General features: G+C 68.4%; 12 protein-coding genes. All 12 read right to left on the reverse strand.

Features of this window, described 5'->3' with window-relative positions:
* Nucleotides 1-28 precede the first annotated feature (28 nt).
* Nucleotides 29-2,044: a glycoside hydrolase family 3 protein gene (locus CFB43_RS33035; protein ID WP_089498346.1), complete on the reverse strand. Its 2,016-nt coding sequence runs from the start codon at nt 2,042-2,044 to the stop codon at nt 29-31.
* A gap of 132 nt (nt 2,045-2,176) precedes the next feature.
* Nucleotides 2,177-3,103: a LysR substrate-binding domain-containing protein gene (locus CFB43_RS33040; protein WP_089498347.1), complete on the reverse strand. Its 927-nt coding sequence runs from the start codon at nt 3,101-3,103 to the stop codon at nt 2,177-2,179.
* 50 nt (nt 3,104-3,153) lie between these two features.
* Nucleotides 3,154-3,879, reverse strand: a complete 726-nt coding sequence (locus CFB43_RS33045; protein ID WP_089498348.1) for an amino acid ABC transporter ATP-binding protein — start codon at nt 3,877-3,879, stop codon at nt 3,154-3,156.
* A gap of 40 nt (nt 3,880-3,919) precedes the next feature.
* Nucleotides 3,920-4,576 (reverse strand): amino acid ABC transporter permease, encoded by a 657-nt coding sequence (locus CFB43_RS33050; protein WP_089498349.1) that lies wholly within the window; start codon nt 4,574-4,576, stop codon nt 3,920-3,922.
* Nucleotides 4,573-5,337, reverse strand: a complete 765-nt coding sequence (locus CFB43_RS33055) for an amino acid ABC transporter permease (RefSeq protein ID WP_089498350.1) — start codon at nt 5,335-5,337, stop codon at nt 4,573-4,575. Before CFB43_RS33055 ends, CFB43_RS33050 begins: the two co-directional genes overlap by 4 nt.
* Before the next feature lie 43 nt (nt 5,338-5,380).
* Complete coding sequence (locus CFB43_RS33060; protein WP_089498351.1) at nt 5,381-6,205, reverse strand: transporter substrate-binding domain-containing protein; 825 nt, start codon at nt 6,203-6,205, stop codon at nt 5,381-5,383.
* A gap of 49 nt (nt 6,206-6,254) precedes the next feature.
* Nucleotides 6,255-7,325, reverse strand: a complete 1,071-nt coding sequence (locus CFB43_RS33065; protein ID WP_089498352.1) for an ABC transporter ATP-binding protein — start codon at nt 7,323-7,325, stop codon at nt 6,255-6,257.
* Between the two features lie 40 nt (nt 7,326-7,365).
* Entirely contained in the window at nt 7,366-8,208 is an 843-nt protein-coding gene (locus CFB43_RS33070; RefSeq protein WP_089498353.1) for an ABC transporter permease, read from the reverse strand.
* Nucleotides 8,205-9,128, reverse strand: coding sequence for an ABC transporter permease (locus tag CFB43_RS33075; protein ID WP_089498354.1), 924 nt, complete (start codon nt 9,126-9,128; stop codon nt 8,205-8,207). The genes CFB43_RS33070 and CFB43_RS33075 overlap by 4 nt, the downstream gene beginning before the upstream one ends.
* Before the next feature lie 4 nt (nt 9,129-9,132).
* Complete coding sequence (locus CFB43_RS33080) at nt 9,133-10,230, reverse strand: ABC transporter substrate-binding protein (protein WP_089498355.1); 1,098 nt, start codon at nt 10,228-10,230, stop codon at nt 9,133-9,135.
* A 148-nt stretch (nt 10,231-10,378) separates the two neighbouring features.
* Nucleotides 10,379-11,851 carry an aldehyde dehydrogenase family protein gene (locus CFB43_RS33085; protein ID WP_089498356.1) on the reverse strand — a complete coding sequence of 491 codons (1,473 nt, stop codon included), beginning with the start codon at nt 11,849-11,851 and terminating at the stop codon, nt 10,379-10,381.
* Nucleotides 11,848-13,542, reverse strand: coding sequence for a 5-guanidino-2-oxopentanoate decarboxylase (locus CFB43_RS33090; protein ID WP_089498357.1), 1,695 nt, complete (start codon nt 13,540-13,542; stop codon nt 11,848-11,850). Before CFB43_RS33090 ends, CFB43_RS33085 begins: the two co-directional genes overlap by 4 nt.
* Nucleotides 13,543-13,796: the final 254 nt, after the last annotated feature.

Here is a 13,796-nt window from a genome sequence, read left to right on the forward strand (position 1 = left end):
CGATCGGCGAGCCGGCATCGACGACGCATCAATACGTGAGACCGAATCCGAACGGATACAACGGATGCGCGGTATCGTGCGGCACGTCTTCCCGCTGCGCCGCGACTTGCGCCATCGACGATGGCAGCTCGAACGGCAGCTTCCCTTGCGGTTGACCTTTGCCGGTCAGCACGTCGAACAGCGCGGCATCGGTCACGCCGAAATTGGCGAGGATCGCGGTGGCCTTGTCCTGCACGTTGGTCAGGATGGCCGGGCGATCCATGTACACCGAGACGATCGACTTCGGCGCAAGCGCGGCCTGCTTGATGGCTTCGTAGTCCGCACTGCCGTCGACGAACGCGAGACTGCCCTCATGCTGCATCGAGCCGAACATATAGTTCGGGTGCAGCGTCTGATAGGGCGTGCTCACGCGGAGAATCGCGACGTCGGCGGCTTGCGGCGTATCGACGACCTGATAGCCGTATTGCCGTGCGACGGCGGGATCGATGCCGTACAGCCAGACTTTCTTGCCCGCTGCCGCCATCGGCAGCAGCTTGCCGTTGTTCTGCAGCAGCACCATCGAGCGGCGCTGCGCATCGAGCGCCTGGGCCTGGAAGCCGGCATTTCCGACGATCTTGCCGGCCGCGTCCGCATCGACATACGGATGGTCGAACAGGCCCTGCTGGAATTTCTGCAGCAGGACGCGATAGGCCGACTCCGACAAGCGCGCTTCCGACAACTGCCCGCGGTTGACGGCGTCGATGAGGTCGCTCGGATCGTCGTCGCCGCCGAACTGGTCGATGCCGGCGTTGACCGCCCGCGCGAAACGCTGCACGCGGGTCGCGCCCTCCATCCCCCAGGGCATGCCCAGTCCGACGAACGACGGCGCGCCCGACGACACGCCGTTGATGCAGTTCGCGTCGCAGTCGTCGGCGATCAGCCAGTCGGACAGGATCACGCCCTTGAAGCCGTATTTCCCGCGCAGCAGGTCGGTCAGCAACGCCTTGTCGTAAGCGCCGCCGACGGGCTCCAGCGTGATGCCGTCGACCGTCACCGTCATGTCCGGTTCGGAATAGGTCGGCATGACCGCGCCGACGTTGGCGGCGAAGGCGCCTTCGAACGGCTTCAGGTGATAGGCGAAATTGTTGCCCGGATAGGTCGCATAGCGGCCGTAGTAGTTGTGGCTGTCGAAGCCGAGTTTCTGCGCGCCGTATCCGGCCCAGTGCTTGACGACGGCGATGACGCTCTTGGCCTGGATGCCGTTGCTGCCGCCCTGGAAGCCTTCGATATAGGCCTGGACCTGCGCGCGGGCGAGATCGGCGTCCTCGCCGAACGTGCCGTTGATGCGGGCCCAGCGCGGCTCGGTCGCGAGATCGGCTTGCGGCGAAAGCGCTTCGGTGATGCCGACGGCGCGATACTCCTGGCGCGCGATATCGCCGAAGCTTCGCGTGAGCGCCGCGTCGCCGATCGCGGCGAAGCCGAGCGTTTCGGGCCACTGCGAGAAACCGCTGCTGCCTGCGCTGGCGCCGAGCGTGTACTGGAAATGATTGCGCGGGTCGGAGCTGATCGTCACCGGGATGCCGAGCCGGGACTGCTCGGCCAGCGTCTGGATCTGGTTGGCCTGGACGGCCATGGTGTGCGCATCGGCACTCATGCGCGTGATGTAGGTATTGACGCCCCGCTGATTAATGAGCGTCTTGAGCGCGGCCAGGTCGTAAGCGGAGCCGGTGCCCGCACCGGTCGTGTCGTTCAGCACCGGCGCGGTGCCGTGCATCATCAAGCCGGCTTTCTCGGCCAGCGTGAGGCGGCCGACCAGGTCGCGTGCGCGCACTTCTGCGCTCAGCCGCCAGTCTTCGTAGGGTTCGAGCTGGCCGCTCTTGTCCATGTCCTTGAACTTCAGGCCGTCCTGGGTGATCAGGTTCAACGTCGTGTAGCCGAAGTCCTGCTGCGTGACCGGCGTGGACGAGGAATCGACGCCGCCGCAGGCAAACAGCCCCAGGGTGAGCGCGGTGCCCGACGCGGCCCATGCCGAGCGGTGGATGGCTGATCTCGTGATGCGTTGCATGCTTGTCTCCTGAATCGGATTTTTTTGGCGCGGCCGTGATGCATGACGCATGGCCGCCGGCCACTTTACCGAGCTGTTTCAGGGGACGTTTTGCCGCCGGGTGCAGTTTTTGCCCCGCCGGGGCGCGATGTGTCAGGCGGCGGGGGGCGTCGAGGGTTCGGGGCGGGCAGGCGCGCCGCCCGACGCGCCCTTGCGTTCGTCCGCGATCCAGCCGCCGAACAGCTGGATCTTCTGCTGCTGTTCGGCACCGTCCGGATACACGAAGTAGTAGCCCATCCCCGTCGGCAACGAGAGGTCGAACGGCATCACCAGCCGGTGCGCCGCCACGCTTTCGTCCGCGAGCGTCCGGTCGCCGATCGCGACGCCGTAGCCGTCGATCGCCGCGTGGGTCGCGAGATCCAGCGTTTCGAAGCTCAAGCCGCGCGTCGAGTCGACGTGCGGCGCGCCCGCATGGTCGAGCCACCGCTTCCAGTCGCGATGATCGCGCGTCGGATGCAGCAACGTGTGACCAGCCAGGTCGTCGAGACTCGCGAGCGGCTGCCGCGCCGGCAGGCTCGGCGCACAGACCGGCGTGAGCCGTTCGTCGAACAACGGGATCGCATGCATGTCGGGGCCGGCGCCGGCCGCGTAGATCACCGCGGCGTCGAACGGCTCCATGCGGAAGTCGACCTGGTGATCCCAGGTGGTGGTGATCTGCACCTGCAGTTCGGGATGCTCGGCCTGGAACCGCATGATGCGCGGCAGCATCCACTGCATCATGCAGGTCGGCACCTTCAGGGCGAGTTCCGTCCGCCGGCGCGACAGGCGCATCGACACCTCCTCGATGCGCGCGAAGCTTTCGCGCACGGTCGGCAACAGGAGTTCGCCCTCGGCCGTCAGCGTCAGCCCCTTGGGCGTGCGCTTGAACAGCGCGAACTGATAGAAGCTCTCGAGCGCGAGGATCTGCCGGCTCACGGCCCCCTGGGTCAGGCACAGGTGCTCGGCGGCGCGCGTGAAGCTGCCGTGACGGGCAACGATGTCGAACACCTGCAGCGCGTTGAGGGAGGGAAGTCGTTTCATCGGAAGAGTCGGGGGTGGAACGGGCGCGCGGCGGCGCGCCACGGTATCGCTCAGTGCAGGATCTTCGCGAGGAAGTCCTTCGCGCGTTCCGATTTCGGATTCGAGAAGAAATCGTCCTTGCGGTCGTCCTCGACGATCGCGCCCTGGTCCATGAAGATCACGCGATGGGCGACCTTCTTCGCGAAGCCCATCTCGTGCGTGACGACCATCATCGTCATCCCTTCCTGCGCGAGTTCGACCATCACGTCGAGCACTTCGTTGATCATCTCGGGGTCGAGCGCGGACGTCGGCTCGTCGAACAGCATCGCGACCGGGTCCATCGACAGCGCGCGTGCAATCGCGACACGCTGCTGCTGGCCGCCCGACAGCTGGCCCGGGAACTTGTGCGCGTGCGCCTTCAGGCCGACGCGCTCAAGCAGCTTCAGGCCCTTCTCGTTCGCCTCGTCCTTGCCGCGGCCGAGCACCTTGACCTGCGCGAGCGTCAGGTTCTCGGTGATCGACAGGTGCGGGAACAGCTCGAAATGCTGAAACACCATCCCGACCTTCGCGCGTAGCTTCGACAGGTTCGTCTTCTTGTCGCCGACCGACTGGCCGTTCACGAGGATCCCGCCCTGCTGGAACGGCTCGAGGCCGTTCACGGTCTTGATCAGCGTGGATTTGCCCGAGCCCGACGGGCCGCACACGACGACCACTTCGCCTGTCCTGACCTCGGTCGTGCAGTCGGTGAGAACCTGAAACGGGCCGTACCACTTCGAAACGTTGCTGATGGAAATCATGGAAGTTCCTGGATCGTAATGAAGCGCGCGCGGCGTCGGTTCAGCGTGCCTTCGCGACGCGATAGCGACCTTCGAGCACGCGGGCATACCACGTCAGCGGGAAGCACATCGCGAAGTAGAGCAGCGCGACCATCGCGTAGATCGGAAACGGCTTGAATACCGCGTTGGTGATGATGTTGCCCGTCTTGGTCAGTTCGGTCAGCCCGATGATCGACGTCAGCGCGGTGCTCTTGACGGCCTGCACGAGGAAACCGACGGTCGGCGGCAGCGCGATCTTCCACGCCTGCGGCCACACCACGTAGCGCAGTTGCTGGGTCCACGTCATGCCGAGGCTGGCCGCCGCGTGCCACTGGCCGCGCGGCACCGCGTCGACGCAGCCGCGCCAGATGTCGGTCAGGTACGCGCTGGCGTTCAGCGTCAGCACGACCGACGCGGCCACCCACGGCGTCACGTCGATGCCGACGAGCGGCAGCCCGAAGAAGCCGAGGAACAGCTGCATCAGCAACGGCGTGCCCTGGAACACCTCGACGTACAGGATCACGAAACGACGCAGCGCGGCCGACGCCGAGACGCGCATCGCCAGCAGCGCGAACCCGGCGACGCCGCCGCCGACGAACGTGATCAGCGACAGCAGCAGGGTCCAGCGCGCGGCGAGCAGGAGGTTCCATGCGATGTCCTGGAAGGTGAATTCGATCATCGTGCACGCTCCGTCGACAGGCGGGTTTGAGGGGAACGGGCCCGCCATGCGAGGCGGGCAAGACAGCCGCGCCGAGGCGCGGCCGCCGCGCCGCGCTGCATGCGGCCCGAGAACAGGCGCCGGCCGACACGATTGAGCAGCATGCGCAGCGCGATCGACAGCAGCAGGTAGATCGCGGTCACGACGATGTAGATCTCGAACGCACGGAAGTTACGCGACTGGATGAAGTTCGCCGCGTAGGTCAGGTCGGGCACCGAGATCTGCGAGACGACCGCCGAGCCGAGCATCACGATCAGCACCTGCCCGAGCAGCGCCGGGTACACGTTCGCGAGCGCCTGCGGCAGCACGACGTGACCGAACACCTGGCGGCCGTGCAGCCCGAGCGCGCGCGCCGCCTGCACCTGCCCGTGCGGCACAGATTCGATGCCGGCGCGCAGGATCTCGACCGCGTACGCGCCGAGGTTGACCGTCATCGCCAGCACGGCCGCCTGTACTTCGTCGATGTGCACGCCGATCCCGGGCAGCCCGAAGAAGATGAAGAACAGCTGGACCAGGAACGGCGTATTGCGGATCAGCTCGACATAGGCCGCGACGAGCGTGCGTGCCCAGCGCGGGCCGGCGAGCGCGACCCACGCGCCGGTGGTGCCGATCAGGCCGCCCAGCACGGTGGCGGCCGCGGTGAGGCCGAGCGTCACGCCGATGCCGCGCGCGAGCAGGCCGGCGTACAGGCCGAAATCGCTGAAGTCGAACACGTAAGTCATCGCGATGCCTTTCGTCGTGAATGCGGGGCGGGGGCGGCGCGCATCACAGGTCGGCCGGCAGGGCCGCGTGCAGCCACTTCTGCGACAACGCATTCAGCGTGCCGCTCTTGCGGGCGCCGGCGATCGCATCGTTGACCTTCTGCATCAGGCGCGGCTCGTTCTTGTTCAGGCCGACGTGATCGGGCGAGCTGAACAGCGAGAACTTCTGCTCCGGATCGATCGACGGATGGCGCGCGATGATCGTCGCGCCGACGTCGTTGCCGACCACGAGCAGTTGCGCCTGCCCCGACAGGAACGCGGCGATCGCGCCGTTCGGGTCGTCGAAGCGCTTGATCGTCGCGCTCGGCGGCGCGACCTTGCTCACGCTGAGATCCTCGAGCGTGCCGCGCGCGACCGCGACCGACTTGCCGGCGAGATCGGCGTTGCCCTTCACGGCCAGCGATTTCGGGCCGAACACCGCGAGGTAGTACGGTGCATACGCGTTCGAGAAATCGATCACCTTCGCGCGTTCCGGCGTCTGCCCGACCGACAGCAGCATGTCGGTCTTGCGGTCGGCGAGATAGGCCATCCGGTTGTCGCCGGTGACCTGCACGAGTTCGACTTTCGCGTTGAGTGCGCGGCCGATCAGGTTCGCCATGTCGATGTCGTACCCTTGCGGCTTCATGTCCGGGCCGATCGAGCCGAACGGCGGGTAGTCCTCGAACACGCCGATGCGCACGACGCCTGATTTCGCGATCGTGTCGAGCGCGTCGGCATGCGCGAGCGGCGCGAACGCGGCAAGGGCCGCGGTGCCGGCGCAGGCGCAGAGGAGGACGGTACGGGCGAGCAGGCGCTGCACGTGACGGGTGGTTTGGGACGTTGCGTTCATGGTGAGATCCTCGTTGCTGGGCTGGACTGCGCGGGAGAAAGGCAGAAAATCAGGCGCCGCGGGCGGCGATGAGCTTGCAGGCATGGGCGGGCAGTTCCGCGAGCACGGGCATGCCGACGTGGAGGTCGGGCGTTTCGCGCGGCGTCGTCGCGGCCGTCAGCGTGAAGCCGCGGCAGTCGATCGTCGCTTCGATCGACGCGCCGACGTCGCGCACGAACGTGATCGTGCCCGCCAGCGTATTCGGCGCCGCGGCCGGCTGGCCCGGGCGCACGCAGACATCCTCGGGACGAATCAGCAGGCGCACGCCATCGGTCGCGCGCGGCGTGTCCGGCATGCGCCGGATCGCGAGACGCTGCCCGCCGGGTAGCACGATGGCGTCGTCGCCGTCGCACGCGACCGGCAGGATGTTGCCGAGGCCGATGAAGTCCGCGACGAATTCGTTGACCGGATCGCGATAGATGTCGAGCGGCCGGCCGACCTGCTGGATCCGGCCTTTGTCCATCACGACGATCTCGTCGGCCATCGTCATCGCTTCGCGCTGGTCGTGCGTGACCATGATCGTCGTGATGCCGAGCCGTTGCTGGAGCAGCCGGATCTCGACCTGCATCGCCTCGCGCAGCTTCGCGTCGAGTGCCGACAGCGGTTCGTCGAGCAGCAGCAGGCGCGGCGACGATGCGATCGCGCGTGCAATCGCGACGCGCTGGCGCTGCCCGCCCGACAACTGCGTGACGAGCCGGTCGGCCATGTGCGGCAGCTGGATCAGCTCGAGCAGCTCGGCCACGCGCCGCGCCTGCGCGGCCTTGTCCGTCTTGCGTAGCCGCAGCGGATACGCGATGTTCTGCGCGACCGTCATGTGCGGAAACAGCGCGAGCGACTGGAACACCATGCCGAAGTCGCGGCGGTTGGCGGGTACGTGCGTGAGGTCGCGGCCGGCGAACGTCAGCGTGCCGGCGGTCGGCGTTTCGAGGCCGGCGATGATCCGCATCAGCGTGGTCTTGCCGCAGCCGGACGGGCCGAGAAAGCAGACGAGCTTGCCGTCCGGCACCGACAGGTCGACGTGATCGACCGCACACGCGTGGTGGAAGCGCTTCGTCACTTTCTCGAGGATGAGCTGGGTCATGAGGGTTCCTTGCACGGGCGAGGGCGGGGCGGTGCGCGCGTCAGAGCGCGACACCCTTGTCGCCGACGAGTTTTTCGAGCATCCAGATCAGCGCGAAGTCGATCGCGACGGTGAACACGGCGAAGCAGAATACGGTCGGGTCGAGCGACGAGACGGTGCGGCTGTAGAGCCAGACCGGCAGCGTCATCGTGTCGATGCTGTACAGGAAGAACGTCACCGTGAATTCGTTGAACGACACGATGAAGGCGAACAGCATCCCGGCGAGGATGCCGGGCCGCATCAGCGGCAGCACGACGTCGACGAGCGCGCGGCGCGGGCTCGCGCCCATCAGGCACGCGGCTTCCTCGAAGTCGGGGCCGATCGACGCGACCGACGCCGCGCAGTTCTTCACCGTGAACGGCAGCGTCAGGATCACGTGCGCGACGACGAGCCGCACGATGCCGAGTTCGACCGGCAGCGCGTTGAACACGATCAGCAGCGCGAGGCCGAGCATCACGAGCGGATAGACGATCGGCAACGCGACGAGCTGCTCGACGAGCGTCTTGCCGCGAAAGCGGTAGCGCGACAGCGCGTAAGCCGCGGGCACCGACACGGCGGTCGCGATCAGCATCGTCGCGACCGCGACGACGAGGCTCGTCGTCAATGCTGCGCCCATCGATTGCGCGCTGCCCGCATCGGACGACACGAACGTCTGCCACGCGGCGCGATACCAGTGCAGGCTGAATTCGCGCGGCGGGAATTCAAGCGTGCCCGATGCGCCGAACGACATCGTGATCATCGTCAGGATCGGCAGCGACGCGAGCAGCAGCACGAGCGTCGCGAGCGCGCCGGTCGCGCGTCCGAGGCGGCCGGGCATCGGCGCGCGCAGGAGCAGGGCAGTCATCGGTTCACCTCGCCGGCACGTTGCAGGGTGCGCACGAGGCGCTGCGACACCGCCATCACGACGAGCGTCGCACCCATCAGCACGACGCCGGATGCCGACGCGGCGGGCCAGTTGAGCAGCGGCGCGACCTGGTCGTGCACGAGCACGGCGAGCATCGGCACGCGCCGGCCGCCGAGCAGCAGCGGCACCGCGAACGCGCTGGCGTTGTACGCGAACACGAGCAGCGCGCCGGAGACGAGGCCGGGCATCGCGAGCGGCAAGGTCACGTGCCGCAGCGTCTGCCAGCGGCTCGCGCCGAGCGTCGCGGCGGCTTCGTCGTAGGCGCGGGACACCGCGCGCAGCGCGCTCGACAGCGGCAGCACCGCGAGCGGGAACGCGGTCTGGATCAGGCCGAGCAGCACGCCGTGCTCGCGGTACAGCAACTGCAGCGGCCGCCCGATCACGCCGCCGGCCAGCAGCGCGCGGTTGAGCAACCCGGCCGGGCCGAGCATCACGAGCCAGCCATAGCCTTGCAGCAGCAGGTTCACGAGCAGCGGCAACAGCACGCCCGCGAGCAGCAACCGGCGCGCGAGCCGCGATTCGGTCCGCGCCATCGCGAGCGCCACCGGGATCGCCAGCAGCACCGCGCACACCATGCTCTGGAACGCGAGGCGCAGCGTGAGCCACAACGACTTCGTGAAGTACGGATCCGCGAGGTCGAGGTAGTTCTGCAGCGTGAAGGTCCGCCATTCGTCGCCGGACACGCCGACGCTCATGCGCAATACCGTGACCGTCGCGGCGGCGAGCACCACGAGGAACGCGAGGATCGGCGTGAGCAGCAGCCAGGGCGGCACGCCGGGCAGCGCGGGCGCATCGGCGCCCGCACCGGCCGTGCCGGCGGCGGCCGGCGCGGCGTCTCGGGGAGAGGACAGGGAGGCCATGTCGTTACGCCGAGAAGAGGCCCGTGTAGCGCTTGATCCATGCCGGCTGCACGGCCGCGAGCGCCTTGTCGTCATGCAGCACGGCTTTCTCCGCGATCTGCTGCGGCGACGGCACGAACGCGCGGCTTTCCGCGGGAATCACGGCCTTGCCGTTCACGGGGCCGTTCAGCACGTCGGCCGCCATCCGGCCCTGCACGCCGGCGTCGAGCGAATGATTGATGAACGCGTGGATCAGGTCGAGGTCGCCCGGGTGCGCCTTCGGAATCACGGTGAACATCAGCTGCGTCGCGAAGCCTTCCTTCATCCCGTACGTCACGCCCATCTTGTAGTCGGGCTTGCGGATCTGGTCCGGGAAGAACGCGGGCGAATAGATGCCGCCGAGGTCGAGCGAGCCCGTGCGGAACAGGTCGGCGACCTGGTTCGGGTTTTCGCCGAGGGTCATCACCCGGTCCTTCAGTTGCGCGAGCTTCCGGAATCCCGGATCGATGTTCTGCTGCGAACCGCCGGCCAGCTTCGCCGCGATGATCGCGAGGTCGACCGCTTCCGCCCATTCGGGCGGCGGCAGGAACAGGCGGCCCGCATATTTCGGATCCCACAGCGCCTCGTAGCTCGACGGCGCGCTCTTCACGGTCGCCGTGTTGTAGATCAGCCCGTCCGACCACAGCAGGTAGCCGATGCCGAAGCCGTTCGCGCCGGTGCGGTACTGCGGCGCGACGTCCTTCAGGTTCGGCAGCCGGTTCAGGTCGGGCTTCGCGAGCAGCCCCGCTTCCGCGAGACCGGCCGCGCCGACGCCGGCCAGCGTGATGACGTCGTAGGTCGGCCGCTCGCCCGCGGCCTTGACCTTCGCGACCATCCCCGACGTGCCGTCCGCGCGATCGGCGATCACGCGTGCGCCGGTCTGCTTGCTGAAGCTCTCCGCGATGTTGCGCAGCGCGGCCGCGCCGGTATCGTCGGACCACGTGAGCAGGCGCAGCGTCTTGCCTGCGAAACGGCTCGTTTGTGCCTTCGCAGTACTGATGAATGGCATCGGAACGGCGGATGCAGCGAGCGCCGTGCCGAGGGTTTTGATCACCTGCCTTCTGCCCGCCTTGAAGTGTTGCATGGCCGTCTCCTGATGAACGATGCCGGGTGGTTCGATGCCGGGCGCCGACTGCGGCGCGGGGTGTGGATGAACTGTAGGGAGGTCAAATTTCCGCAACAAACGAAATATCCGCATGCGCGGCATGACATAAACGCATGGCGCGGCGACCTCAGCCGGCCGGCATCATGACCTGCTTGATCTCCTGAAAGGCGGCGAGCCCGAACGGGCCGAGTTCGCGTCCGATGCTGCTGCGCTTGTAGCCGCCCCATGAGGTTTGCGGATAGATCAGCTGCGGCGTGTTGATCCACACGACCCCTGACTCGAGCGCGGCGGCGACCCGCCTGGCGCGTGCGGTGTCACGGGTGACGACGGTGGCGACGAGCCCGTATTCGGTATCGTTGGCGGCCGCGATCGCGTCGTCCTCGGTGTCGAATGCGCGGACACACAGCACTGGTCCGAAGATTTCTTCACACCATAGCGGGCTGTCGGCCGGCACGTCGGCGAACAGCGCCGGGCGGATGAAATAGCCGGGGCCGTCGGGCGCATGACCGCCCGCAACGAGCCGCGCGCCGTCGGCCCGGCCCTGCGCGATGTGGCGCTTCACCCGTTCGTATTGCGCGCGATTCGTCAGCGGGCCCATCTGCACGCCGGGGGCGAACGGCGGGCCGACGACGGTCGCGTCGATGCGCCGTGCGACGCGCGCGATCAGTTCATCGGCGAGCGGCGCGGCGACGAGCACGCGCGAGGTCGCCGAACACATCTGCCCGGCGTTGAACAGGCCGCCGCCCGTGACGAGTTCGACCGCGTGATCGAGATCGGCGTCGTCGAACACGATGATCGACGACTTGCCGCCGAGTTCGAGGCCGACGCCCTTGATCGTGTCGGCGGCCGTCTTCATGACCTGCGCACCGACGGCGGTGCTGCCGGTGAACGACAGCTTCGCGACGCGCGGATGCGCGCACAGTCGGGCGCCGACGTCGTGGCCGGTGCCCGTCACGACGTTCAGCACGCCGGGCGGCAGCCCTGCTTCGGCGGCGATCGCGGCGAGTTCGAGCTCGGGCAGCGGCGTGATCTCCGACGGCTTCAGCACGACGGTGCAGCCGGCCGCGAGCGCGGGCGCGAGCTTCCACGCGGTCGTCACCATCGGGAAATTCCACGGCACGATCAGTGCGGCGACGCCGGCCGGCTCGCGCCGGATCCACGCGCGATGGTCGGCATCGGGCAGTGCGATCTCGGTTTCGCCGTCGGTGTCGAGGCGCTCCGCGAGGCTCGCGTAGTAGTCGAAGGTGGCGATCACGTCCGCGACGTCGATTTCGGCTTCGGCGAACGGCTTGCCGTTGTTGAGCGACTGCACGGTGGCGAGCCGCGTGCGACGGGCGTCGACGCCGCGCGCGATCGCGCGCAGCAGTGCCGCACGCGTGGCGCCCGTCGTGCGTTTCCAGCCGGCAAACGCGCGTGACGCGGCCTGCACGGCGTGCTCGACATCCGCGTCGCCGCCTGCGCTGACGTTGGCGAGCACGGCTTCCGTCGACGGATCGACGACGGGCAACGTCGCGCCGTCGACGCTCGCCCGCCAGGCTCCGTCGATGAAGTGGCGCGTGTGCAGCGGCGGATCGAACGCGAGAGCGGGTGTCGTGCTCATCGCTGCACCTGTGCGAACCAGGTTGCCTCGTTGATTTCGATCACGGTCGGGATCGCGCGCGCCGCGGCGTCGCGCAGCGCGGCGGCCAGCGCGCCGGGTGTCGCGGCCGTGTGCGCCGCGCAGCCGAAGCCGCGTGCGAGCGCCTGGAAATCGGGCGTATACGGATCGACGCCGACCGGCGTGATGTCGCGCGCCACCATGTATTTGCGGATCTCGCCGTAGCCGCGGTTGTTCCAGACGATCACGATCACCGGCAGCCGCGCCTCGACCGCGCTCGCGAGCTCCGGCAGCGTGAACTGCAGGCCGCCGTCGCCGATCAGGCACACGACCGGGCGCGCGGGCGCGGCGAGCTTGGCGCCGATTGCGGCGGGCAGCCCGTAGCCGAGCGTGCCGTAGCCGGTCGACGAGTTGAACCAGCTGCGCGGCGCCGCTGCATCGTGGGTGAAGTTGCCGACGTAGACGGGGCTCGTCGAATCGCCGGCGATGATCGCGCCGGGCAGCGTGGCGACGATCGTGTCGATCAGCCGCGCCTGCGACCGCGCGGCGCCGTCGTGCATCGACGCGATCGCGGCGCGCACGGCGGCCACGCGCGGCGCGCCCCAGTCGGCGTCGGGTGTCGGGGCCGGCGTCTCGTGCAGGCGGGTCGACAGCGCGCCGAGCGCCAGCTGGGCATCGCCGGCGATGGCGATCTCGGCGCGGGCGTTGCGCATCAGCTGCTGCGCGTCGATGTCGATGCGGATCAGCCGGCCGTCGATCGCGAAGCCGCCGTCGAACGTGACGTCGTAATCGGTTTCGCCCAGCTCGGTGCCGACGGCGAGGACCACGTCGGCATCGCGGATCGCCGCACGGGTGGCCGGCAGCGACTGGGTCGAGCCGATCAGCAACGGATGGCCGGCCGGCAGCAGCCCCTTCGCGTTGATCGTCAGCGCGACCGGCGCGTGCAGGCGTTCGGCGAGTTCGCGCAATTCCGCCGCCGCGTGGATCGCGCCGCCGCCGGCGAGGATCAGCGGCCGGCGCGCGTGCGCGAGCAGGCCGGCGGCCGCGGCGAGCGCGTTCGCATCCGGCGCGGGCCGCGCCGGCAGCGCGGGCAGGGCGTCGGACAGCGCGGGCGCCGGCATCACGATCACGTCGAGCGGAATCTCGATATGCACGGGCCGCGGCCGCGCGCTGGCGAACACCGCGAAGGCGCGCGCGAGGACCTGCGGCAGGTCGGCCGCGTCGAGCAGCGTGTGCGAGAACGCGGTGAGTCCCGCGAACACGTCGCGCTGGGACGGCAGCTCGTGCAGGCGGCCGTCGCCGCGGCCGAGTTCGCGTCGCGCGTTGACGCTCGAGATCACCAGCATCGGGATCGAATCCGCATAGGCCTGTGCCATCGCGGTCGCGATATTGGTCATCCCCGGCCCGGTGATGATGAAGCAAACGCCCGGTCGGCCCGTGACGCGTGCATAGCCGTCGGCCATGAAGCCGGCCCCCTGTTCGTGGCGCGGCGTCACGTGGCGGATCGACGATGCAGCGAGGCCGCGATAGAGCTCGACGGTATGCACGCCGGGAATGCCGAACACGCATTCGACGCCGTGGCGCTCGAGGAGGTCGACGAGCGCTTCGCCGCAGGTGCGCGGGCGGGGATGGCAGGGCGCTGGCGTGGCCTTGCGGGCCCCGGCGAGGGAGGAAACGGTGGCGGGATGGTTCATGGATCGTGGTGTGCCGATTGGGGAGGGTGAGTGGCCCGTACCGCAAACGAGGGGGCATGGTGCGGATTGTCGGCGTCGATCCGGGGTGCCAACAATCGATTAGTTTTCATGCGCGGCATGAGGGCCGTGCATGGCGGAGTCGAATCGCGGGGCGGGTAATGGACTGCGGGTTTTCACGGCAGCGCGGGTTGCAATGCGCGTCGTACGGACCTCCCGGCGCTGCATGACGGCGTCGACTAGTCTTGCGCGAAACG

The sequence above is a fragment of the Burkholderia sp. AU15512 genome, from assembly GCF_002223325.1.
In the GTDB taxonomy this organism is placed as follows: domain Bacteria; phylum Pseudomonadota; class Gammaproteobacteria; order Burkholderiales; family Burkholderiaceae; genus Burkholderia.